Raw genomic sequence first — 22,170 nt, forward strand, 5'->3', positions numbered from 1 at the left:
ATACGCGTCCGCCTGTAGCACGTCCTTGAACGAGGCCAGGTCGGTTTGCGGATGGATGTCTTTGCGATCCAAGTAGACGCTCACGATCACATCCCGGCTCGTATACCAATGTGATAAAGACAGTCCCGTTGGCCGTAGTAAACCGCTGGAGTATGGCATGTGAAGCTTGATTCGCAGCAGCATCTCCAAGGTAGGGTATCACGTCCTTCTCGAAGCGATCGCCACTACCTTCCCAAACTCTAATACTTCTTTTCTCAAGCGCGACGCGGCCGCGCGCTCGCGCGACACCTCATTTTCAGCTTTATCGCGAGCATTGAAATGCGCCAATACGGTCGCTTTTAGCGTGTTCATCTGAATTCTCATTTCCGCGTTGTCGGCGCGTAACCGCGCAACAACTTCATTCAATGTCGTCGGCAGTCCGTCGCGGCTAGTCTTAGCCTGTTTAATCAGTTCGCGTACGCGCGGATAACGGCATCCTGCTTCCAAGGCGATCAGCGTGCGCGAATGGCCAGCTTCCAAAGCCACATTGGCGACGTTGACCTTCAGCGTTCCCTTGGCCTTGCGCGCTTTGAGCTGTTTGTTTTTCGGCTCGCCGTCGCGCAGGCGATCGATGGCGTTCAGAAAATCCTGCTCTATCGGGTCCTGCGGCGGAGCCTCTTTCTTAAGTCTTGACATGTCCGCCCCCCATGATCGAAGCCACGCGGGCATCCAGCGCATCCAAATCGGCACCGAACTTCTTCAGGATGCTCCGGGCTTGATCAGCTCGGAAGCGAATTTCCCGAAATGGGCCGGAGTGTGCTCCCGGCGCTTCTGCCTGGCGTACGGATACCTCGCACCCAACGTAGCGGTCTGACCAGAACGGTTCATGGCTCTTATCCATGATCGCGCAAGCGCAGCCTGCGCATACGCTCGGCTCGCGCGTTGCGGTATTAGGCGCCTTGCGCAGCCAGACTGGGGTGTTCGATGCGTCGTGGCAGCGCATTTTGCTGGTGCGCGTTGGACAGCAAGTTGCATGCGCCGTGAAGAACATCTTGAGGTCATTGCATTCGGCCCACTCGACGGCTTGCCTCCACTTCTCCGATGTCGGCAGAGTGCCGGCCTTGGCACGCAGTTTCGCCAGCGCCTGCTCAAGCTGTTCGCCCATCCGTCCCGCCAGTTTGCTTTTTCCGACGATGATGTCGAACACGGCGAGATTTGTCTTCTGGATGGACATGGAGTCCAGCTCGTCCAACAACAAAGGGTTACGGCCGATGTAGCCGCCTTCCGTCATCGCCAAACTGATGTGATGGAATTGCATCTGGATCGCGGGTAATAGTCGCGAATCGCATGCCAGCGCAAATTGCGCCCAGGCCTTACGCAGCATATGCGTGCTGAACACAGTCCCTTTGCTTTCGCGCCAGGGCACGAGGTCATTGTCCTCGGTCTTGCGCGCACTCTCCTCGGGAAGGCCGCCCAAGTCGATCCAGCGGCTGAGGAAACGTTTCATCGTTTCATTGGCCTTATCGCCCGTCATCGCGCCAAGCGGCATAGAGGCAAGAGATAGCGTGAGGCCATTACCGCCGGCGAGAATCAAATGGTCGGTTCGCGCGCACGCACGCCACGGTTCGTACAGCCGGTCAAGAATTTGCAGCGCCCGAACGGCTAGAGGCGTTTCGGTACTTCCGACGGGCCGCATGCCCAAGACCCAATCCACTTCGCGAGGCAACCCTTCCTCGGTCTTGGAAAGATGTGAACGGATAACGAACCATTCGTACAGGCCCGTGGCGCTCAATTCCAGGCGTACGCCTGTCGGAAAGCCGGTGACTTCGTCGATTCCAGCTGTGATCCCCAGCAGTTCCGACACACGCATTCCGGATGTCGCTTGGACGATGATCGCGGCGGCGTCACGTACAGCTTCCCACAATTCCCTGGCCCGGGTCATTCTTGCATTATGGCGGTCCGATGATTGCTCGTACGCCGAATCGAGCGGTTGATGCCACGGCTGACTGTCGCCCGGCGGTGTGCCGAATGTGAATGCTTCGAGAAACCCTCTGGCGCGCTTCGTTCTTGCATGTTTTTTAACGCCAGGTTTGCACACGGATACTTTTGCACCTCGCGATCTCATAACGATGACCCTGCTGGCCGCCAACGGATCGCGCACGATATCGAGTAGCCTAAGCACATCGTCGGCTGGCATGCCGAGAAACCATGCCGCCTTGTTCAGCAAAGGAATAGCTACCTCGTCGGGCAATGGCTTTATCCAACCTCCCGGCTTGGTGGCAATACCCATCGCTACAGCATTCGCACCCCTGCCTTCAAATGGATGGCTTTCCAGAGATTCCAACCCCATCTTAGCCATGGCACGCCTCTGATCCCATAGCTCCATGAGCGTCGTCAATGCTCTTATCGCTGCACTCACACTTATCTCACCGTCATTGGAGCGGGCCACTAGCAGTCCGGGTAACTGGTCGAGATAGTGTCGTATCACGGCAGGCGTCAGCTCATGCGCATGGTGGTATCCGGCATCGTTCATCCAAGAAAGGAGATATTTGAGTTGAAGTTGAATATTGCCCATGGATCCGGGACTAGGCTTGCGTCCATCGGAGGGCAGTACCAAGAGAGTAAGCACCAGTATCTTTGCCCAGCGTAAGCGTACGGCATGGCAGTCGTCAGTCAGCTTGCTGCCGTCGGTCAGAATCATTCCCCAGTTAATGGTGGAAACGTTTTTTCTGGCTCCAGGCGTCAAGTTGGTGAAGAACCAGATCGTGTCCCGGAACTGGCTGTTCTCGCTTACACGGTAATCACTGAGATCCTCCTCGTTCATTTCGTGAATCTTTTTATGCTCGGACTGTCCTGTACCCTGATCTTGCTGAATCGTCGTCTTCATATAGTCACCCCACATTTGGGAGCCGGATTGAAATATCGCGCGACGCTTCAAGCACATCTGGCGGAATCCACGCGCGCAGCGCGGCTAGGTCGGCCAAAACCGGCGTCCAACGCTCGATCCACGTTCGTGCACTCATTGTGCCCTGGCTCCGGTAGATCGCCGCTTCGAGCGCCGTGTAGTAGGCTACGCAAAGCGGATTGCCCGGATGCGCGGCCGCCATCGGACAGGACGGGCAGCCGCCATAATCCTTGCACAAATTGCCCGGTTGCTGGTTCGGCCGCTGCGAGTCAAACGGGTCCAAACACGAAAACCCCGGCGTCGCAGCGCCTTTGTCCTGTCCCGGAGGCAAGCGCCGCGGATCGATATCGCCGCCTGTTTGCAACCAGCGTTCGCGCAACACGATGACCTGCCCTATCCGCTCCCGGTAACGAGCCCTGACGCCGCTGCTGGTGTAGTGCGTCCAGGTGGTCGCCGCGTTGCCGTGGTTACCGACCCTGCGGGCCGCTTCCAGGCTGCCGTCCATGAACTGGACCAGATCGAGGATGGTCGGGCGCATCTGGCCCAGTGTATATGACGGAAGCTTGTTGTCTTTAATGAAGTTTCTGAGCGCATTCCCCCACACCGTATCATGCGATGGTTGCTGGTTCATCTCGCCGTTCACACCGAAGCCCTTGGGGACTCTTGTACCGCTTTGTTGCACGTATACGAACAGGCGGTCTGCATGTTCCGGCGCGAGATGCGGTCTGATACGTTCTGTTATTTCCCGCAAACAGATAAGTATCTGTTTTAGACTGAGTCGTGATGATACCGCCGCCTCCGGATCGAGCAAACGCACCAAATCTCGGACTGCCCGGCCCTTCGCTCCGATGATCTCGACGACCGGAACGCCGGCCTGCTTTTTGTCAAAGTCGATATCGGACCAGTTTAGGCTCAATACTGTGTCAGGATTGAATACTGTAGTAATGGCCAAGAGCAGCACGAACGGCACCAGATCTCGGGCGGATGGGTAAAAATAGGAAGCGACATTTCCCATACGATGGGTGAACTGTACCGCCGCAGCCAGAGCCGGGCACCTTGCTTGTATCCACCTAAGATCGTAGAACATACCAGGGCAGCTTTCGTCCAAGGCGGCGAGGCATACCGCAAGTTCGCGGTAATCGGCGTGAGTACTATTCGTGAACCCACCGAGATCTTGTGAACGCGCGCGTCCTTCGGCCAGCAACACCCGAGCTTTTGCGAAGCGCTGCTCGACGGCCAGCACCTCAGCCTCTGCGGCACTAATGATAGCCAGCAATTGCTCCATCCCCAGCACTTCGGTTGGCACTATTTTTTTGTCGGCACGCGCCGGCCCGGACGGAACCAGTTCGACGATGCGACTGGCAGCGCGGGCCCACGGTCCGTTGACGAGCGCTTCAAGAACCGATCTCAACGCGCCCAATGCCTGTTTTATCGTATTAGATTGGAGTTTCTTGCCGCGCGCCCCAGGTTTGTATAGCAGGCTGTTCCTGAACCCGGTCAGTAGCTCGTCGTCGATGTCCCCGGGACACAGCATATTGGACCAGTCCGACTCCAGATATTTAAAAAAGTGACGTCGCAGAGTGTCTCTACAGCCGTCGCGGGTACGAGGTGCGAGACCTGCCCCCCAGCATAGGAAGGCCTCCGTGAACATCGGATGGAGGTTGGGGAAGGCCAGCAGGTAGCTCAGGTCGACGTGATGCGGTTTGCGCCCGGCTCTTTGAGGGAATAAGGCCGTCAGCGTCGCTTCGCCGGTCTTGGGGTTCGCGCCGTGCTCGGCGCGGCTCTGGACGATGGTCTCGATCCTTCCATCCTGTTCCATTTTCATCTTTGCCTGCGCAACGTTGCTAGCAGCCGAAGACGGCTTCTTCCCTTTGCGAGGTTCGCGCGCCCGTACCTGCGAGCCGATAGGGTCGGTTGTCATAGTCCGAGCATCTTTCTAATGTCAAGTAAGCCTGACTGGTCAGTGAATATTTCGACATGCGACAGGTAGGTGTCGATTGTTGTTTGGAGATTGCTATGACCGAGCTGGGCCTGTATCTTCTTCCATGGTTCGGCGTTACCGTTGGCCCGTTCGGCGTGATAGGTCAGTACGGCGTATGTGTGACGCAGATCGTGGATCGAATGTCGCGGCGTCTTGTACATAAATTTCTTGCACGTTTCCGGATCGGTCTTCTCGAGGATATTCACCACTCCCAGCGTCAGACATGCCTCCCTGAACATCTTCTGTAGCGCCGCGTTCGTAATGGGCCTTCCGGCGCTGCTGGAGTGCTCATGCCCTAAGAGCAGGCGCGTAGGCGCGTGCCTGGTTTTTATCTTGCGTGCCCGTAGCGAAGCGATTCGCTCGCCATCCATATATGCGTGAACATCCATGACCAGCCAGGCCGGAATAATTACCTGCCGCGTCTTATTACCCTTTCCATGGAGGATGGTGAGCGCCATGCCAACGAATGGTGCACAACTGTCAGGACTGAGGGTCATAAATTGCAGCGTGGTCAAGTTATTGATTTCGTTCAGCCGCAGACCGACTGCCCATCCAAGGTCGCAGATCAGGCGGTCGCGCGCCACACGCTGGTCGCCATCGCGAGCGCCGGCCTGTGGGCCAATGTGACAGAGCAGGTTTTTCAGATCACGCGGCGTCAGTGGATGAATCTTGACGCCAGGGCGCACCTTTGGCAGGGCACGGTCCTTACTCTTGATGACGCCGGTGGATCGGGTGTGCGCCAAGGCATCCCGGTCTACTGGCACCTTGTACTCCACCGCGAACGGATTTTCGCTAATGTCGCCATTGTAAGTGCCCCGATTCGCACAATGCTGATAGAAGGAACGTATTACGACCATGGCATCGCGCACACCCGCTGCGCCGTAGGCTCTGCCAGTCTTTCGACTGATCGATCCCAGATACACGTCCCGAAAATCGACTCGATCCTGTTCACTCGCGTTCGGCCAGTCACGATCAATAGCCTGCAGGAACTGAAACCAGCTCTTGAGGCCATAAGCTGCTTTCGCCCAAGTATGGAGACTAGATGTCGAACCGGACCTGACATAAAACTCGCCCAGGAAACGTGTGGGTTCCTCGAACAGATCCAGTTTGTCCCTGGATTCCAGAAACAGCGCCGGCGCCCCAAACTTCAACTCCGGATTATCGGTGTTGTTGATAAAAAGGACGACCTCCCCTTGAAGAAACATGTTCTCCACCTTGTCGCTTGGCCAAAGCCATTGTGAACAAATATTTTCTAAGAATAGGATGTTATTTCAATAGATCAAGAACAAACGTCACGTACGTGCACAAACTTAATGGTTCAATATTATTCATACTAGAAAAAAAGAACACCACATCCCCCCATGAAAGCGAACCTAGATTTCAGTTTACATTTCATGTTCGCAGCCCCGGTACGGGTTCAGGGACACATTGAAGGGCAAATCGGGCGAGGCATTGCGCGTAAGGATGGTGCGTGCCTGCTCGTCGCTGACCTGCGTCTTCCAGCCCGGCGCCCCCTCCTCCCCGGCTGCCTCGTCCAGGCCGCCCACGCTCCAGCCATCATCGAAACCGGCGCGCGCATGCGCCTCGTAGCGCCCTTGCAAGTTCGACACAGCGCCGCGACCCTTGCGGGCTTTCAGCGATTGCGGCGGCAACATGGCTTGCCCGGCGAAGCTGTCATCGTGCTCTGGAATGATTGCTTTCATGAACGGCCCCATTAACTGTATATACGTACAGTATACTATGCCGCTGTGCGGGCAAGATCAAGGGCTCGCGTGATGCCGTTTCACGCTTTTTCCGCATGCGGCATGACATAACTCAACTGCTGCGCGACAAAGCCGTCGAATGCCGCGATCAAGGGAACGAAACGGGGGGTGTCCTGCTCCAACTGCATCAAGGCATAACACGTCGCTTCCAGAGTCGATAACTGGTCCGGCGCGTGCGCCTTGCGGATCAGGTAATGGGAAGCGGGCGTATCGCGCAAGGGCAGGCGCGGCAACTGTTGCAACCGGGGATTCAAGTACAGCATCTTGCGGCTCTTGCGCCAGGTGGCGTCCAGCACCACCAGCCGCAAGCGTGCCGGATCAAGCAAGGTGACGGGGTCGAGCGCTGGCGGCGGCGCGATGCCCAGCGAACGGTCGCCGGGCGTCTCTGGATACAGCAGCACATTGTGCTTGTCGGCCAGCAGTGCGGCCAGCGTGTCCGTGGCAAACTGTTCGCCTGTCAGCAGTTGGCTGTTGGGCAGGCTCAGGTGTAGCAAGCGGGCACTGCCCTTGGCGTTGTGGACTTCCAGCGGATGTTGCAGGATCAGCACGTCCACCGCATGGGAAACGGGGGCGATCCAGCGGCAGATGCAGCTGGCGGCTGCACGCAGGCAGACCGGGCAGCGCTCGCGTTTGGGTGGTTCGGCGTGCGAGGGCGATGCAGAGGTGTAGCTGGAGGTGATGGAGGTACTGGAGGTGCGGCTGGTGGTCATGGCGGAGCGCGTGCGCGGGATTCTTCAAGCCGCGATTGTAGCGCTCGCACCATGCCAGCGGGAATGGTCGAGCGAGCGCCCCCTTAAAACAAAGCTGAAAACTGCTTAAAAATGTTTAAAGCAATGCTTAAAACTGCTGCTTAAAACTCTTCCCACTCGTCGGCGCCGGAAGCGACTGGTGTGCGCGGCTTGCTGGTGTGTGCCGTGTCCGGTTTCGCTGCCTTGACGGGGCCGCTGGCGGAGCGGGCGACGACAGTGGACGCGGAGGCGCGCGCAGCAGCGCTCACGGTGCGCCGTGCCGCAGGCTGGCCTGCGGCGGGTCGGGCAGACACGCCGGCCGAGATATATTGTTGCGTGACATCAAGCTTGAATACCCCCACCACGTCGGCCAGCTTGGCTGCCTGTTCCTGCATGGATTCGGCTGCCGCGGCGGCCTGCTCCACCAGGGCCGCGTTTTGCTGCGTCACCTGGTCCATCTGGCCGATGGCCTGGTTGACCTGCTCGATGCCGGCGCGCTGCTCATCGCTGGCGTCGGTGATCTGGTTCATGATCTGCGTCACGTGGCTGATGCTTTGCACGATCTCGTCCATGGTGCGGCCCGCCTTGTCCACCAGTTGCGAACCGGCCTCGACCTTTTGCACGGAATCGTCGATCAAGCCCTTGATTTCCTTGGCTGCCGCGCTCGACCGCTGCGCCAGGTTGCGCACCTCGGAGGCTACCACGGCAAAACCGCGGCCCTGCTCGCCGGCCCTGGCCGCTTCCACGGCCGCGTTCAGGGCCAGGATATTCGTCTGGAAGGCGATGGCGTCGATGACGCTGATGATGTCGACAATCTTGCGCGAGGAATCGTTGATCGAGCCCATGGTACTGACCACTTCCGACACCACCACGCCGCCCTTGCTGGCGATTTGCGAAGCGTCGATGGCCAGCCGATTGGCGCTGCGCGCATTCTCGGCATTGAGTTTCACGGTCGAGGTCAGCTCTTCCATCGAAGAAGCGGTCTCTTCCAGCGAACTGGCCTGCTCTTCCGTGCGCGACGACAAGTCCAGGTTGCCGGCGGCAATTTCGCTCGATGCCGTGCTGATCGACTCGGTGCCGGCACGCACCTGGCCGACGATACTGACCAGTTTATCGTTCATGTTCTTCAGCGCATGCATCAGTTGCCCCGTTTCATCACGGCTTTCCACCACGATATCGCTGGTCAGGTCGCCAGCGGAAACGGCTTCCGCCACTTCGACGGCGCGCGTGATGGGACGCGTGATCGAACGCGTGATCCAGTATGCGCAGGCGATGCCCAGCAAAATGGCGACCGCGCCCAGCGAGATCAGCAGCAAACGGCCGTTTTCGTAGCGCGAACGGATGTGCGCAGCCGCTTCATCGAGCAATCTGGCTTCCAGCACTTCCAGCTTTTTCAGCGCCGCCAGGTAAATGTCGCGCTTGGCGACCATGTCGCCTTCATACAGGCGCTTGCCCAGTTCCAGGTCGCCCGCATTCTTGGCCTTGAACACATTCTTGCGCACTTCCGTGTAGGCCTTGCGCGTGCTCAGCACCTCCTGGTACAGCGCCTGCTCTTCAGCGTTCAGCTCGCTCTTACCGATATCGTTCTGGATTTCCGTGGCGCGGGCGGACGAGACCGCCATTTCCTTTTCAAACTGCTTCTGATGTTCGGAATCGCTGACTTTCCAGGCGGCCGCCGTGCGCGCCGCGTTCACTTCGATGACCTTGGTCCATTCACCGATCAGGCGCTCATTGCGCACTTTGACGTTGACCAGTGTATCGGTTTCCTTGCTAGCGCTTTGCATCTGCACGATGCCCACCACGGTCAGGCTCGTCAACAGAAGCAGGACGGCGGCAAAAGCGCCACCGAGACGCACGCCGATTTTGAGGTTTTTCATTGCGTGATTCCTATCTGAAAAAAACAATGCACAGACGCCACGAAACCGACCTGCTGCTACGTACCAATATAGCAGGCATCTGCCGTGCGGCAATCACGAGTGGCGACGCAGCGCTACCCGCGTCACCAGAATGGCAGCACGCCGCAGCGCACCACTTTGGAGCAGATTGTGAGTGAATCAGCGTGGTATGGCAAGAAATAACATGCGGAAAAGCAACAACTGGAAGGCGCTATGCCGCCACGAACGGGCGGCAGGCAAGCAAGGTCAGTTTTGCTTCACATAGATCAATTTTGACGTATCGAAACCCAGGCCCCGGGCTTTCTCGACCAGGCGCTGCTGCAAGGCAGGGTCCATGGTGGGCGTGCGCGACAGCAACCACAAGTATGACTTGTCGGGGCCGCTGATCATGGAATAGCTGTAATCTTGCTGGTCCAAATCAAACACGATGTAGGAACCATAAAAGGGGCCGAAAAACGACACTTTCAGGTAACCCGCGTCTTTCTTGTCCACGAAATACGCCTTGCCTTCGGCTTCCTTCCACTTCGCGTCCGCGTCCTTGTAGCCGCGATTGAGCACTTTCAGGCCGCCATCCTGGCGCAGGCTGTAGTCGGCCGTCACATGGCTGAGGCCCCGTTCGAAGGAATGGTCGAGGCGCGCGATCTCGTACCACTGCCCCAGATAGCGGGTCGTGTCGAAGTTATTGACGGGATGAATATTCTCGGGCCGGCCCACACAGCCGGCCAGCACGAGCACACACAGGAACAACAGTTTTTTCATGCTCTACTCCATAGTTGAAATCAGGGCAGCAACGTCAGGGCAGCAATGCACGGTCGACGATGCGGCGGATCGCGCCACTATGCTGCATGCGCACGATGGCGGCATTGAATTGCTCGATAAAGTCATCTCGATAAGGGTAGGCAGCCGGCTGGCGCGCCGTAAAGCCCAGGTGGCCCTGCTGGCTGGCCAGCTGCGCCGTTTCCTGTATCGTCTGGAGCGCCTGCATCGGCGTGCCCGGCTGCCCTACACGCCGGATGCGCTGCAATTCCCACTGCGCCGACAGGCGGTCGCTGACATAACAATCGATCCGTCCGCGCATCAGCTTGAGCAGATTCGTGCGCGTACCCTTGGCCGGGTCGATCACGATTTTTTCGGCGCGCATGGACGCCGTCTGCGCCGCATCGCCAAGCAGGAAACCCGCATTCACGCCGATGTGCAGGCCGCCGTAATCGGCAGGCCACTGCCGCAGCGCGCGCCTGGCCAGCACGTCCTGATTGCACAACACCACCAATTGCTCCATCAGCAGCGGCACGGAATAGCGCACATACGGCCGCTCGCTGCGCCACGAATACGGCGGATACAGGGCAAACGCCTCGCCCGTCTGCAGCATCAGCAACCCCCGCTTCCAGGGCACGGGGCGCAGCTGCACCGCATACTGCGGCATCGATTGCGCGGCTTCACGCACGATCTCCGTGTAGATGCCTTTCAGCTGTCCATGCTCGACGTAGGAGTACGGCGGATAATCGTCGTCGCCATAGATTACCAGCGGTATCGCAGCCCCAACCTGCGCGCTGGCAGCGATGAACAGGCATAGCGCGGCGGTCAACATGAGCATTCTGGACATGCCCGAAGATTAGCATGGAAGCGCCAACAGCGATCACCCGTTCGCGCCATTCGTCCCCAGCATCTCGTCGAGCTGCGCCAAGGTGCCCGAGTCCTTGACGACGGCGCGCAGCCACAGGTGCAGCGGCAGCTCGCCCCAGCTGGCGGCCTTGTCGGCCAGATACGCGACGGGGCTGTGCGGCTCGGTGCGGCGGAAAAAATCGGCCACCTGGCGCAACTGGGCCAGCGCCTGCTGGCGCTGCACGATGGCGCCCCCGCCGTTGCTGGCGCCCTGGCCAGCGGCGGGCGGCGCGCCGGCAAAGTCCACGCCAGATGGCAGCGGCGCGATGCAATGAATGACGTTTTCCAGCGCTTCGCGCGCGGCGCGAAAACTCGGGCCATCGGTGCCGAAACGCGCATCGACGCTGCGTTCGAACGCCAGCAGCGACTGCATGCAGTATTGTGCATCGGCCAGCAATGCGTCGGAAAAGGTGCGTGTATTCCTTTGCCGCGCCGCCTCCATCTGCGCCAGGGTCGCCCCTTCGTCGTGGCGCGCATCACCCCAGCCCTGCTCCGCTGCACCCTGCGCCAGGCTGGCCGCCGCGCGCTGGCGCGCCGCATCGAAATCCTGCAGTGAAAACAGGCCATCTGCGCCATCGGTCAGCGGGATCTCGCGCAGCAACTGCGGTGTGCGCGACAGCAGCCAGAAGACATTGCCGATGCGCTGTTCCTGGTCGCCCTCTTCCGCGGGCGGGTACAAGCCTTCCCAGTAGCGCTCGCACAGGCCGGCCAGCAGCGCGTAGCCATCGCCCAGGCCACGGAAGTGGCGCGTTTTCGCGTGCGCCTCGGCCAGCCACACGGCCACGCGCAAATCCTTGCTGCGCGCAGCGATCAGCTGTTCGCAGCGCGTCGCCACGAACGGCCAGTCGGCCTCCTTCAGCGCCGTTACCCACTCGCCCTGGTCCAGGCTGGGATCATCGTGCTGGCGCGCACGCGCGATGGCGTCGAGCTCCTGGCTGAAAGTGATGTCTTCGCCGCAGGGGCTGACAGCGCTGACGGGGTGCAGCAATTGATCGAGATTGAACATGGCGCTCTCCGCGGGGTGACGTTATTTGATGATGTACTTGAACTGCCCCTGCTTGCTGGCGCTGACGCGTATCGAGGTGGTCGGTTCGCCTTCTGCCATGCGCGCCAGCACCGCTTCGGCGATCGCCGGCAGCAGGCTGCCGTTGAGGATCTGGTCGACATTGCGCGCGCCCGAGTCGACCTCGGTGCAGCGCGCCAGCACCGCCTCGACCAGGCCAGCGTCATGGCTGAACTGCGCCTGGTGGTTGCGCGCGATGCGCGCGCCGATGCGCGCCAGCTTCAGGACGATGATCTCGGCCAGCACCGCGTCGTTCAAGGGATAGAAGGGCAGCACCTTCAGGCGTCCCAGCAAGGCCGGCTTGAAATGCGCCACCAGTTGCGGGCGCACCAGCTCTTCCAGCGCGGCCGGCGTGGGCAAGTCTTGCGCTGCCCGGTTCAGGCAGGCGGCCATCATGGCGCCGGAACCCAGGTTCGAGGTGGCGATGATGATGGTATTGCGAAAATCGACTTCGCGCCCTTCCGCATCATCGAGCACGCCCTTGTCGAAGACCTGGAAGAACAGCTCCAGCACGTCGGGATGGGCCTTTTCCGCTTCATCGAGCAGCACCACGCTGTAAGGCTGGCGCCGCACGGCTTCCGTCAGCACGCCGCCCTCGCCATAGCCGACATAGCCGGGCGGCGAGCCTTTCAGGCCGGCCACGCTGTGCGCCTCCTGGTATTCGCTCATGTTGATGGTAATGAGCTTGCGCTCGCCGCCATACAGCAGGTCGGCCAGCGCCAGCGCCGTTTCCGTCTTGCCCGTGCCGGACGGTCCCGTGAACAAAAACACGGCTTGCGGCTTGTTCGGGTCGTCCAGGCTGGCGCGCGCCGTGCGCACGCGCTGCGCCACCGCCGTGATGACGTGGTCCTGGCCCAGCACCCGTTCGCGCAGTGCCCCATCCAGTGTCAGCACGGTGCGAATCTCGTCCTTGAGCATTTTCCCCAGCGGGATGCCGGTCCAGCCGGCGACGATGCCGGCCACCACCTGTGCATCGACTTCCAGCGGCGCCAGCGGCGCTTCTCCCTGCAGGGCCGCCAGTTCTTCCTTCAGCGCCAGCAGGCGTGCCGCGCCGACTTCGCCCGGCCGCTCGCCGCGCAGCTGCCCACGCAAGTCGCCGATCTGCGCCACCAGCGCCTTTTCACGCTCCCAACGCTGCGCCAGCGCCGCGATCACCGCCTGTCCTTCCTCATGCTCGCGCCGCAGCTGCGCCAGGCGCGTGGCAGCAGCTTTATCGGGCGCTTCGCCATCGCTGGCCTCGCGGGTCAGGGCGGCGATTTCCGCGCCGATGCGTTCCTGCCGCCGGTTCGCATTTTCCAGCTGCGCCGGCGTGGCGCGCTGGCCCAGCGCCACCTTGGCGCACGCCGTATCGAGCACGCTGATGGCCTTGTCGCGCAACTGGCGCCCGCTGATGTAGCGGTGCGACAGGCGCACCGCCTCGACGATGGCGGCGTCGCGCACGCGGATGCCGAAATGGCGCTCCATCAGCGGCGCCATGGCGCGCAGCATGGCGCAGGCAATGTCTTCGCCCGGCTCTTCCACCTTCACCACCTGGAAGCGCCGCGCCAGCGCTGCATCCTTTTCAAAGTATTTTTTGTACTCGCTCCAGGTGGTGGCGGCAATCGTGCGCAGGGCGCCGCGCGCCAGCGCCGGTTTCAGCAAATTGGCCGCGTCGTTCTGCCCCGCCTGACCACCGGCGCCGATCATGGTATGCGCCTCGTCGATGAAGAGGATGATGGCGTGCGGGCTTTTCGCCACCTCGTCGATGACATTCTTCAGCCGGCTTTCAAACTCGCCCTTGACGCTGGCGCCGGCCTGCAACAAACCCATGTCGAGCGCGTGGATGTGCGCGCCCTGCAGCACCTCGGGCACGTCGCCGGCAGCGATGCGCAAGGCCATGCCTTCCACTACGGCCGTCTTGCCCACGCCCGCCTCGCCCGTGAGGATGGGATTGTTCTGGCGCCGGCGCAGCAGGATGTCGACGGCCTGGCGTATCTCCGCCTCGCGGCCAATCACGGGATCGAGCTTGCCGTCGCGCGCCAGTTGCGTCAGGTCGGTGGTGAACTGGTCCAGCGCCGGAGTCTTGCTGGCCAGGGCAGTAACCGGATCGCAAGGTGTTTCGGAAAGCTGCGGCACTGCCTCAGTTTCCTCTTCGCCGGAGCCGGCCGTCAGTTTGTCCGGATGATGCTTCAATTGCTCGACGCTGAAACGGGCAAACAGCTTCGAGCCGCGGTACGCAAGCTGCGACAGTTCCGGCTCCGTCAACAGCGCCAGCAACAGATGGCGGCTGCGGATGGTGGCCGGCCGGGTGGCATCCACCGCCGTGCCGAGCGAGGCGATCAGCCAGGCATGTTCGAACAGCAGCGGCAAGTGGGGCGAAAACACGGGCGTGCGCGCACTGCCCGTCCGGAAGCTGCCGATCTCGCGGCGCAGGTCCGCCTCCAGCGCCGTCAGGCTGATTTCACTGCGCCGCGCGATGGTGACGAAATCGCTGCGCTCCTGCTCCAGCAGGGCCAGGAACAGGTGTTCGATATCGACTTCATACTGCCCCAGTCCCACGCAGATGCCGGCGGCGCGGGTGGCGGCCGTGCGCGCCGTGTCATTCAGTTTGGCGATCAGGGTTTTCAAATTATCACTCATGCGGCGGCTCCCTTGCGGTTGATCGAATAGCGCAGCGACGACGGCTGCAGCACGGCGTCGAAATTGACCGTCTCGCCGCCGGACATCACGGCCAGGGTGCCGCTGATGACGAAGCCCACGCGGTTGATGCTGCCCGCTTCGCGCTCCAGGCGGGCGCGCACATTGCGCAGGCGCGGTTCATGGCGTTCGATGGCGGCCTTCAGCGCGGCGCAGATGCGGGTGCGGTCATCGCTGCTGGAGAGGCACATGCCGGCAAAATCGATCAAGCCATAGTTGACGATGGACGCCGCGCATTCCGGATACGCGTCCAGCGCGCCGGGCGGCAGGGCCACGCGCGTGTTGAGCAGCTCTTCCAGGTCGCGCGCCACCGCATCCTTCAATTGTTCGAGCGACAGGCGCGCCGCCACGCCGCCTGCTGCCGCACCGCCGTCGCCCATCAGGCGGTCGAACAGGCCAGGTACATAACTGTCCATGCGCTCTCCTGAAAAGTCGGCGCGGCGCGCGGGCGAAGGTGGTCGCCGCGCGCCGCGCACCATGGATCAAGCCACGCGGTTCGCGGCCAGGTCCCAGCCGCCCGAGGTATTGCCGCCGGCGCCGCCCGTCACTTTTTGCTGCGTGTACTTCCACTTCACTTTCGAGAATTTGAAGCCGACATGTTCACCCAGGATGTCGCCTTCTTCCACGTTCGGCGTGACGGCGCCGATCAGCACATTCTCGATTTCGATTTCAAAGTACTTGACGCGCTCGCCCTGGCCGTCGGCGCGCATGAATTCGAAGCGCGCCTTGGGGATGGTCTTGCCAGCCGAGCAGGTCTGCAGCAGCACCGGCGAGGCCAGGTCGGCCAGCTTGGAGATGACGATGTCCTTGTGCTCGCAGCGTTCGGCCGTGTGCCCGCCGCCCGTCGAGGCGGTGGCAGACTTCGGCTGCTCGACGCTCCAGCTGACCGATTTGCACTCGATCCAGTCCTTGTGCTTGTCATCGGTGGACTCGCCCTTGATGCCGTCTATCTGCAGATATACATCGATTGCCATGGTGTGCTCCTCTGGTTGAAAGATGATCGTATGGATCAGGAATTGGTCGACTTCGGCAACTCCGCGACCAGTCGGAGCGAAACGGATAATTCATCGAGCTGGAAGTGGGGCCGCAGGAACGACACGGCGCGGTACACGCCGGGCCGGCCCGGCACTTCATGCACCTGCACGGAAGCCTCGCGCAGGGGGAACTGCGCCTTTTGCTCCTGGCTGGCGTTATCGTCGAGCAGCACGTACTGCATCAGCCAGCGGTTCAAGAAGTCTTCCACGTTGGAGGCGGCGGCAAAGCTGCCGATCTTGTCGCGCATCATGGCCTTCATGTAGTGGGCGATGCGCGAGACGGCGAAGATGTACTGCAGCTGCGACGACAGCACCGCATTTGCATTGGCCGCGTCGCTGTTGTACTTGCGGCTTTTCTGCGCCGATTGCGCGCCGAAAAAGGCGGCATACGCCGTGTTCTTGCAGTGCACCAGCGAGATGAAGCCGAGGTCCGACAATTCCTTTTCGCGGCGGTCGGTGATCGCCACTTCGGCCGGACATTTCAGGGCCACGTCGCCCTCGTCCGTCTTGAAGGTGTGGGTGGGCAGGTCGTCCACCAGGCCGCCGCCCTCCACGCCGCGGATGGCGGCGCACCAGCCGTAATCGGCAAAGGCGCGCGTCAGCTTGCAGCCGAACGCATACGCGGCGTTACACCACAGGTATTTGTGATGATCGCTGCCGTCGACTTCCTCGACAAAGTTGAATCCTTCCACAGTGGTGCCATCGACGGGATTGAAGGGCAGCCGGCCCAGGAAGCGGGGCAAGGTCAGGCCCACATAGCGCGCATCCTCGGATTCGCGGAAGGCTTTCCATTTCGCGTACTCGATGGTGTCGAACACCTTGGCCAGGTCGCGCGGCTTGCCCAGGTCGCCGTAGCTTTCCAGGCCAAACAGCTCGGGCGCGGCCGACGCGATGAAGGGCGCATGCGCGGCGGCGGCAATGTGCGACATCTGCTCGACGAAATACATGTCTTCCGGCTGGCGGGAAATGGCGAAGTCGCCCAGCAGCGCGGCGAATGGGGCGCCGCCGAAGGTGCCGAATTCCTCTTCGTAGACCTTCTTGAACATGCTGCTCTGGTCGAACTCCAGCGCCGCCTGGAAATCCTTCACCAGTTCGCGCTTGGTGGCGTTGAACATGCGGATCTGCAGACGCGTGCCCGTATCGGAATTGCCGACCAGGTAACGCAGCCCCGTCCAGCTTTGCTCAAGCTGCTGGAACGGCGCCGCGTGCATGATTTCGCTGAGCTGCGCGGAAATCAGACGGTCGATTTCCGCCACCCGCGCGTCCAGCGTGGCCGACAGGCTGCTGGACATCAGCACCGTGCCGTCGAGCACCTGCGCCACCAGTTCCGAGATGAGGTCGCGCGCACGCGCATGTTCGGCGCCGGACTTGGCGACGCGACTTTGCTCGACGATCTGGTCCAGCAAGTCGGTCGCGGCCGGCGCACCGGGGGCGGCTACTGTAAGGGTTTCTGCCTGGGCGCTCATCTCAATCCTCCTGCGCTGGGAACTGCGGTTTCAGGCTGGCCAGGCTGTCCGTGTTGTTCAGCACTTCCGTCAGCAAGTCTTCCAGCTTGTCGTTGCCGGCCAGCTTGTTGCGCAAGTCGGCCAGCTTGGTGCGCGCCTCGAGCAGCTTGCGCAAGGGGTCAACCTGGCGCACCACCGATTCCGGGCGGAAGTCATCCATCGAGCGGAAGTGCAGGTCGACGGCGAACGTGCCGCCCGCCTCGCTGATGCGGTTCGGCACGGCGAAACGCGCCACCGGCTCCACGCCGGCCAGCACTTCGTCGAAGTTGTCGCGGTCGATGGCGACGAACTTGCGATCCTTCAGGCGTTTTTTCTCGCTGTCCGGATTGCCGCCAAAGTCGCCCAGCACGCCGACCACGAAGGGCAGCTCCTTGTTTTCAATCGCGTCGCCAATCTCGACGTCGTAGGTCATTTGCACGCGCGGCGCGCGTATCTTTTGCAGGCGTTTTTGCACGCTGTCGGACTTGGGCATGTCGCTTCCTTTGCAAGGGGATGGTGGGGATGCTGGCTTATTTCAGGCCGCTGAACGGATCGGCCGCGCCGCCTTGCTGCGCCGCGCCCTTCGCCGCCGGCACGCCGGAGCCGGCAGCGCGCTTGCCGGCCGCCGGCGGACGCTTGGCCGGCGGCACCAGCACGTCTTCGCCGATGCTTGCGCGCAGCAGCTTGGCCAGGTCCTGCGCTTCCGAGCGCAGCGAGCCATTCAGATTGTTTTGCCGCGACAGGTCGGCCAGTGCCTTGCCGGACAGACGCAAGCCGCTGACGGCGACGATGCTGTTGGCGACCTTGTCGTCCGGGTCGCGCTCCAGCGCTTCGAGCGCATGGCCGATGGCGTCGCCATACTGGCCGCGGTCGAACTTCATCTGCGCCATTTGCAGCCACGGCGCCTTGTCGGCCGGGTAGCTGCTGCCACCGCCCTTGAGCAGGGTCATGGCGCGCTCGTACTGGCCGGCACGCGCGGCCGCATCGGCGTCGCTCATCACTTGCGCCAGGGTCGGCGCGGCAGGTTTTTTGGGCGCCGACTGGTCTGGCGTGGCGCAGGCGGCCAGCAGCAAGGCGCTGGCGAGGCAGGCAATACGGGGCAACATGGTGGCTGGCTTCATCGGGGCATTCCTTCACGTGGAGGACGCTACCGCTGGGAAAGATGGGCGGCGCCTTGGTGGAGGCCATTATTGATCGCCAATTTTTTTGCCAGATTGAGATTAATCAGCAAAGAAGAAGTTCCACGCTACAGCGGCGTACGGCGACATGAATCCTGATCTGGCGCAGTAATTGTCTTGATCGCAGACGGACTTTGCGTCAACGCAAGCAGGCCGCCGGTGCATGGGATTAAATGGCAGCAACACTTTTATTTCCCCCTCCTTTGCAAAGCAAACCCATGCCATCTGACGCCCTGTTCCGCCGCCTGATGCACACCACCCCGCTACTGCTGCTGGCCTTGCTGCAGGCCGGCTGTGCGGGCGGCGCCATCGGCACCCTGGCCAACGCGGCGCTGCAAATGGCCGGCGTGGCCAAGCCGCCCCCCGAACTGCCGGATGCGCAAAAGCCGCCGCGCAATGTCAGCATCCGCCTGCACGCAGCGCAGCGCCTCAACACCGATGCCGAAGGCCGGCCGCTGGCGCTGGTGGCGCGTATCTACAAGCTGCGCCAGAGCGCCGCCTTCGAGCAGGCCCCATACGACAGCTTCCTCGACACGCAGCGCGAAAAGGCCGCGCTGGGGGCCGACCTGATGGAAGTGAAGGAGGTGCTACTGGTGCCTGGCCAGCGCTACGAAGTGCAGGAGAAAGTCAGCAAGGAAGCGTATTTCATCGGCGTGGTGGCCCTGTTCCGCGCGCCTGCGGCACAGCGCTGGCGCGCCACCTTTGCCGCCGCCGAGGCGGAACGCGGCGGCATCACCGTCGGCCTGCACGCGTGTGCGCTGAGCGTCAGCGGCACGTCCACGCTGTCGGCCCCGCGCTGCCAGTAACGCACGTAAATGAAGCACACCCGCACGCCACACATTCAAGGAGAAACGAGATGGGCATGGCAGCGAAAATCTTGTGGGGAGAAGGCCTGTTTCTGCGGCCGCAGCATTTCCAGCGCCAGGATCAATATCACGAAGCGCGCCTGCATCACACGGCCAGCGCGCTGCATCCCTATCTGTGGGGCGTGGCGCACATGCAATGGGACCTGGCGGCGCTGAAGACGGGCACCCTGCGCCTGCAAGCCCTGTCGGCAATCTTCCGCGATGGCGAAGTGTTCGAGGCGCTGGGCGACGGCGCACCCGGCAGCGACGCCCTGCCCCCGCCGGTGGACTTGGAAGCGCTGCCGCCGGCGGTGCAGGAAGTGACGTACTACGCGGCGCTGCCCATCCTCAACCGCGAAGGCATGAATTACACGGCGCAGGCGTCAAAGGCAGGTACGCCTACAGCCACGCGCTTTGCGCACGCCATGCGCGCCACGCCCGACCTGTTTACGGAGTCCGCCGTGGCCGACGTGGCCTACCTGAAGAAGACCGTGCGCCTGATTCCCGACAGCGAGGCGCGCGGCTCCTACGACTGCCTGCCACTGATCGCCCTGCGGCGCACGGTGTCGGGCGGCTTCGAGCCCGTGCCATCGTTCATGGCGCCCAGCCTGGCGATCGCCGGCGCGCCGCGCCTGCACGGCGTGCTGGAACACCTGCTCGACGCGCTGCAGGCGAAAGTGAGCGCGCTGCACGGCCACCACCGGGAGCCGAGCCGCAACGTGATCGAGTTCCGCTCGGGCGACGTGTCCTCGTTCTGGCTGCTGCACACGGTCAGCACGGCCGCCGCCGCGCTGATGCACTATGTGCGCCATCCTGCCCTACATCCGGAGCGCCTGTACGAGGCGCTGCTGGGCCTGGCGGGCGGCCTGCTCAGCTACTCCAAGCATTACACCCTGGCCAGCCTGCCCGCCTATGACCACGCGCAGCCGGGCATCTGCTTCGACGCCATCGATGGCATCATCCGCGAACTGCTCGACACCGTCATCTCGTCGAAGTATTTTTCCATCGCCCTGCTCGAGGACCAGCCGTCGTACTACCTGGGCAAGCTCGATTCAGGCAAGATCGACCAGCACACCACCTTGTACCTGGCGATTCGCGCCGCCATGCCCGCCATCGAACTGGTGGACGTGGTGCCGCTGCGCGTCAAGGTGGGCGCGCCCGACGACGTGGAAAAATGCGTGCTGACGGCCATGCCCGGCCTGAAGCTGTCGCACGCGCCGCAAGTGCCGGCAGCCATCCCCGTGCGGCCTGACACCTATTATTTTGCGATTGAAAACCGCGGCGTGCTGTATGAGCAGATGCTCAAGGCGCAGTCGATTTCCGTGTACGTGCCAGCCGGCATACGCGACCTGCAGCTGGAACTGATCGCGGTGACGGCATGAGCCAGCTCATCGAACGGCGCGCGGCGCCCTCCCTGCTGGGACCTCGCGGTGCCGCCCCGGCCGGCACGCCCGGCCGGCATGCCGGCAGCGCCCTGCTGGACCTGATGCACGAAGGCTTTTACATGCTGTTCATGCTGAAGCACGGTTCAGCGCCCGGCGACGAGCAAAGCTTCATGGACCGCATCACGGCCTTCCTCGACGACTTCGAACGGGAAGCGAAAAAGATCCGCGCCGATGGCGACGATATCGAGGCGGCCAAGTATGCATTTTGCGCGGCGGTCGATGAAATCATCCTGGCCTCGCCTTTCGCCCTGCGCAAGCAGTGGGAGCGGCGCCCGCTGCAGTTGCTGATCTTTGGCGACCAGCTGGCGGGCGAACATTTTTTCGACCGCCTCGACGCCTTGCGCGGCAAGGGCGCCATGCGCGTGCAGGCACTGCAGGTTTTCCACATGTGTTTATTACTGGGATTCCAGGGCAAGTATGCAATCGACGGCGGCGAAAAACTCAGCTACCTGACGGCGCGCCTGGGCGACGAAATCGCCCACATCAAGGGCAAGAGCCGTGGCTTCGCACCGCGCGCGGAACGCCCTGACCAGGTGGTCAACAAACGCGGCAGCGACGTGCCGCTATGGGCGCTGTCGAGCTTTTTCGCCCTGTTGGCCATCTGCGCCTACCTGGGCTTGAAAACGCATCTGACGCGCGGCACGCAAACCACCCTGGCCGCGTATGCGGACCTGGTCAAGCTGGCGCCTCGCCCGGCGAATTTGACCATCACCCTGCCTTGATTATTATTCGCTGATCATTGCGCGATTCTGAACTCGATGCGCCGGTTTCTCGCCCGGCCATCTGCCGTGGCGTTGCTGGCCACGGGACGGTCCGGTCCCTGGCCCGACACCAGCACCGAATCGGCCACGATGCCCTTGCTGGCCAGGTAGGCGCGCACGGCTTCGGCGCGCGCCTGGCTCAGGGCCACATTGCTGGCGCGCAGGCCCGTGTCGTCCGTATGACCAATCACTTCCACCTTGCGTCCCCGCAGCTTGAGCAGAACGGCCGCCATCTCGTCGAGGATGGCAAGGCCGGCCGACGTGATGGAAGCCTTGCCGCTGTCGAATTCGATGATGCGCTTGTCGAGCACCGCATCGAGCAAGCCCTGCTCGGCCTCGGCCGCCTTGACGCGCAAGCCATTGTTGACGGTGTAGGTGGGATTGAGGCTGGTGGCGATGTCGCTGGCGATCTGCTGGCGCTGCGCTTCGTTCGCCACTTCGCCGCGCACGCTGACGTTGTTGCCGGCGATGCTGATCTGCCCGCGTGAAATGAGCTTCAGGTTCGGTGCGATCAGCTTTTGCACGTAGGCGTTCCAGTTGGCCGGCACGGCCACGTTGCCGATGGCGATCTGGTCGACCACGCGCTCGGCGCCATACAGTTCGCGCAGGCGGGCCAGCACAGCCGCCTTGCCCGCCTCGTCGGCCAGGGTGCCCGTGACGAGGATTTGCCCAGGCATGGGCGTCTGGGGCGCTTGCGCTTGCGCCAGGGCGCGGCAGGGGGTGGCCACGGCAAGCAGCAGCAGGAAGAAAACGGGTGGCTTCATCGCAGTC

20 protein-coding genes are annotated in these 22,170 nt (G+C 62.1%); 3 read left to right on the plus strand and 17 right to left on the minus strand.

Annotation, left to right across the window (positions count from 1 at the left end; all coding sequences use genetic code 11):
• Positions 1 to 198: 198 nt before the first annotated feature.
• The 16 genes from ACQ4W0_RS12090 to ACQ4W0_RS12165 all read right to left on the minus strand — a co-directional run bounded on the left by ACQ4W0_RS12090 (position 199) and on the right by ACQ4W0_RS12165 (position 18,291).
• On the minus strand, positions 199 to 675 hold the full coding sequence (locus ACQ4W0_RS12090) for a hypothetical protein (RefSeq protein WP_436576921.1): 477 nt from the start codon (positions 673 to 675) through the stop codon (positions 199 to 201).
• On the minus strand, positions 662 to 2,866 hold the full coding sequence (locus ACQ4W0_RS12095) for an integrase (protein WP_436576922.1): 2,205 nt from the start codon (positions 2,864 to 2,866) through the stop codon (positions 662 to 664). The genes ACQ4W0_RS12090 and ACQ4W0_RS12095 overlap by 14 nt, the downstream gene beginning before the upstream one ends.
• A 4-nt stretch (positions 2,867 to 2,870) precedes the next feature.
• Complete coding sequence (locus ACQ4W0_RS12100) at positions 2,871 to 4,805, minus strand: site-specific integrase (RefSeq protein WP_436576923.1); 1,935 nt, start codon at positions 4,803 to 4,805, stop codon at positions 2,871 to 2,873.
• Entirely contained in the window at positions 4,802 to 6,070 is a 1,269-nt protein-coding gene (locus ACQ4W0_RS12105) for a tyrosine-type recombinase/integrase (protein WP_436576924.1), read from the minus strand. The genes ACQ4W0_RS12100 and ACQ4W0_RS12105 overlap by 4 nt, the downstream gene beginning before the upstream one ends.
• A gap of 180 nt (positions 6,071 to 6,250) precedes the next feature.
• Positions 6,251 to 6,568, minus strand: a complete 318-nt coding sequence (locus ACQ4W0_RS12110; RefSeq protein WP_436576925.1) for a hypothetical protein — start codon at positions 6,566 to 6,568, stop codon at positions 6,251 to 6,253.
• A gap of 80 nt (positions 6,569 to 6,648) precedes the next feature.
• Positions 6,649 to 7,338, minus strand: a complete 690-nt coding sequence (locus tag ACQ4W0_RS12115) for a tRNA-uridine aminocarboxypropyltransferase (RefSeq protein WP_436576926.1) — start codon at positions 7,336 to 7,338, stop codon at positions 6,649 to 6,651.
• Between the two features lie 140 nt (positions 7,339 to 7,478).
• A complete protein-coding gene (locus ACQ4W0_RS12120; protein ID WP_436576927.1) occupies positions 7,479 to 9,233 on the minus strand; it encodes a methyl-accepting chemotaxis protein in 1,755 nt (584 codons plus the stop codon).
• Between the two features lie 264 nt (positions 9,234 to 9,497).
• On the minus strand, positions 9,498 to 10,010 hold the full coding sequence (locus ACQ4W0_RS12125) for a lipocalin family protein (protein WP_436576928.1): 513 nt from the start codon (positions 10,008 to 10,010) through the stop codon (positions 9,498 to 9,500).
• A 34-nt stretch (positions 10,011 to 10,044) separates the two neighbouring features.
• On the minus strand, positions 10,045 to 10,845 hold the full coding sequence (locus ACQ4W0_RS12130; RefSeq protein ID WP_436576929.1) for a substrate-binding periplasmic protein: 801 nt from the start codon (positions 10,843 to 10,845) through the stop codon (positions 10,045 to 10,047).
• A 42-nt stretch (positions 10,846 to 10,887) separates the two neighbouring features.
• Positions 10,888 to 11,919 carry a type VI secretion system protein TssA gene (tssA, locus tag ACQ4W0_RS12135; protein ID WP_436576930.1) on the minus strand — a complete coding sequence of 344 codons (1,032 nt, stop codon included), beginning with the start codon at positions 11,917 to 11,919 and terminating at the stop codon, positions 10,888 to 10,890.
• A gap of 21 nt (positions 11,920 to 11,940) precedes the next feature.
• Positions 11,941 to 14,595, minus strand: a complete 2,655-nt coding sequence (tssH, locus tag ACQ4W0_RS12140) for a type VI secretion system ATPase TssH (RefSeq protein ID WP_436576931.1) — start codon at positions 14,593 to 14,595, stop codon at positions 11,941 to 11,943.
• Positions 14,592 to 15,068: a type VI secretion system baseplate subunit TssE gene (tssE, locus tag ACQ4W0_RS12145; RefSeq protein WP_436576932.1), complete on the minus strand. Its 477-nt coding sequence runs from the start codon at positions 15,066 to 15,068 to the stop codon at positions 14,592 to 14,594. The genes tssH and tssE overlap by 4 nt, the downstream gene beginning before the upstream one ends.
• 66 nt (positions 15,069 to 15,134) lie before the next feature.
• Entirely contained in the window at positions 15,135 to 15,626 is a 492-nt protein-coding gene (locus ACQ4W0_RS12150) for an Hcp family type VI secretion system effector (RefSeq protein ID WP_034750126.1), read from the minus strand.
• Between the two features lie 35 nt (positions 15,627 to 15,661).
• Complete coding sequence (gene tssC, locus ACQ4W0_RS12155) at positions 15,662 to 17,152, minus strand: type VI secretion system contractile sheath large subunit (RefSeq protein ID WP_436576933.1); 1,491 nt, start codon at positions 17,150 to 17,152, stop codon at positions 15,662 to 15,664.
• 1 nt (position 17,153) lies between these two features.
• Positions 17,154 to 17,663 carry a type VI secretion system contractile sheath small subunit gene (gene tssB, locus ACQ4W0_RS12160; protein WP_426070655.1) on the minus strand — a complete coding sequence of 170 codons (510 nt, stop codon included), beginning with the start codon at positions 17,661 to 17,663 and terminating at the stop codon, positions 17,154 to 17,156.
• Between the two features lie 37 nt (positions 17,664 to 17,700).
• Positions 17,701 to 18,291, minus strand: coding sequence for a hypothetical protein (locus ACQ4W0_RS12165; protein ID WP_436576934.1), 591 nt, complete (start codon positions 18,289 to 18,291; stop codon positions 17,701 to 17,703).
• Between the two features lie 275 nt (positions 18,292 to 18,566).
• On the opposite strand from ACQ4W0_RS12165, the gene tssJ reads away from it, so the two are divergent.
• The 3 genes from tssJ to icmH are packed head-to-tail and all read left to right on the plus strand — an operon-like array spanning position 18,567 to position 21,360.
• Complete coding sequence (gene tssJ, locus ACQ4W0_RS12170; protein WP_436576935.1) at positions 18,567 to 19,154, plus strand: type VI secretion system lipoprotein TssJ; 588 nt, start codon at positions 18,567 to 18,569, stop codon at positions 19,152 to 19,154.
• 50 nt (positions 19,155 to 19,204) lie between these two features.
• A complete protein-coding gene (gene tssK / locus ACQ4W0_RS12175; protein ID WP_436576936.1) occupies positions 19,205 to 20,575 on the plus strand; it encodes a type VI secretion system baseplate subunit TssK in 1,371 nt (456 codons plus the stop codon).
• On the plus strand, positions 20,572 to 21,360 hold the full coding sequence (gene icmH, locus ACQ4W0_RS12180; protein WP_436576937.1) for a type IVB secretion system protein IcmH/DotU: 789 nt from the start codon (positions 20,572 to 20,574) through the stop codon (positions 21,358 to 21,360). The genes tssK and icmH overlap by 4 nt, the downstream gene beginning before the upstream one ends.
• A 14-nt stretch (positions 21,361 to 21,374) precedes the next feature.
• Here the strand turns inward: icmH and ACQ4W0_RS12185 are convergent, their stop codons facing one another.
• Positions 21,375 to 22,163: an OmpA family protein gene (locus ACQ4W0_RS12185; protein WP_436576938.1), complete on the minus strand. Its 789-nt coding sequence runs from the start codon at positions 22,161 to 22,163 to the stop codon at positions 21,375 to 21,377.
• Positions 22,164 to 22,170 lie beyond the last annotated feature (7 nt).

The sequence above is a fragment of the Janthinobacterium breve genome, from assembly GCF_051380895.1.
Classification (GTDB): Bacteria; Pseudomonadota; Gammaproteobacteria; order Burkholderiales; family Burkholderiaceae_D; genus Janthinobacterium.

Bases quoted from the DNA above. Each gene is read 5' to 3' on its own strand.
- ACQ4W0_RS12105 (WP_436576924.1), bottom strand. From the start codon at position 6,070: ATGTTTCTTCAAGGGGAGGTCGTCCTTTTTATCAACAACACCGATAAT.
- tssA (WP_436576930.1), bottom strand. From the start codon at position 11,919: ATGTTCAATCTCGATCAATTGCTGCACCCCGTCAGCGCTGTCAGCCCC.
- ACQ4W0_RS12115 (WP_436576926.1), bottom strand. From the start codon at position 7,338: ATGACCACCAGCCGCACCTCCAGTACCTCCATCACCTCCAGCTACACC.
- icmH (WP_436576937.1), top strand. From the start codon at position 20,572: ATGAGCCAGCTCATCGAACGGCGCGCGGCGCCCTCCCTGCTGGGACCT.
- tssJ (WP_436576935.1), top strand. From the start codon at position 18,567: ATGCCATCTGACGCCCTGTTCCGCCGCCTGATGCACACCACCCCGCTA.
- ACQ4W0_RS12185 (WP_436576938.1), bottom strand. From the start codon at position 22,163: ATGAAGCCACCCGTTTTCTTCCTGCTGCTGCTTGCCGTGGCCACCCCC.
- ACQ4W0_RS12100 (WP_436576923.1), bottom strand. From the start codon at position 4,805: ATGACAACCGACCCTATCGGCTCGCAGGTACGGGCGCGCGAACCTCGC.
- ACQ4W0_RS12165 (WP_436576934.1), bottom strand. From the start codon at position 18,291: ATGAAGCCAGCCACCATGTTGCCCCGTATTGCCTGCCTCGCCAGCGCC.
- ACQ4W0_RS12150 (WP_034750126.1), bottom strand. From the start codon at position 15,626: ATGGCAATCGATGTATATCTGCAGATAGACGGCATCAAGGGCGAGTCC.
- ACQ4W0_RS12120 (WP_436576927.1), bottom strand. From the start codon at position 9,233: ATGAAAAACCTCAAAATCGGCGTGCGTCTCGGTGGCGCTTTTGCCGCC.
- tssB (WP_426070655.1), bottom strand. From the start codon at position 17,663: ATGCCCAAGTCCGACAGCGTGCAAAAACGCCTGCAAAAGATACGCGCG.
- tssK (WP_436576936.1), top strand. From the start codon at position 19,205: ATGGGCATGGCAGCGAAAATCTTGTGGGGAGAAGGCCTGTTTCTGCGG.
- ACQ4W0_RS12110 (WP_436576925.1), bottom strand. From the start codon at position 6,568: ATGAAAGCAATCATTCCAGAGCACGATGACAGCTTCGCCGGGCAAGCC.
- ACQ4W0_RS12125 (WP_436576928.1), bottom strand. From the start codon at position 10,010: ATGAAAAAACTGTTGTTCCTGTGTGTGCTCGTGCTGGCCGGCTGTGTG.
- ACQ4W0_RS12130 (WP_436576929.1), bottom strand. From the start codon at position 10,845: ATGCTCATGTTGACCGCCGCGCTATGCCTGTTCATCGCTGCCAGCGCG.
- ACQ4W0_RS12090 (WP_436576921.1), bottom strand. From the start codon at position 675: ATGTCAAGACTTAAGAAAGAGGCTCCGCCGCAGGACCCGATAGAGCAG.
- ACQ4W0_RS12095 (WP_436576922.1), bottom strand. From the start codon at position 2,866: ATGAAGACGACGATTCAGCAAGATCAGGGTACAGGACAGTCCGAGCAT.
- tssC (WP_436576933.1), bottom strand. From the start codon at position 17,152: ATGAGCGCCCAGGCAGAAACCCTTACAGTAGCCGCCCCCGGTGCGCCG.
- tssH (WP_436576931.1), bottom strand. From the start codon at position 14,595: ATGAGTGATAATTTGAAAACCCTGATCGCCAAACTGAATGACACGGCG.
- tssE (WP_436576932.1), bottom strand. From the start codon at position 15,068: ATGGACAGTTATGTACCTGGCCTGTTCGACCGCCTGATGGGCGACGGC.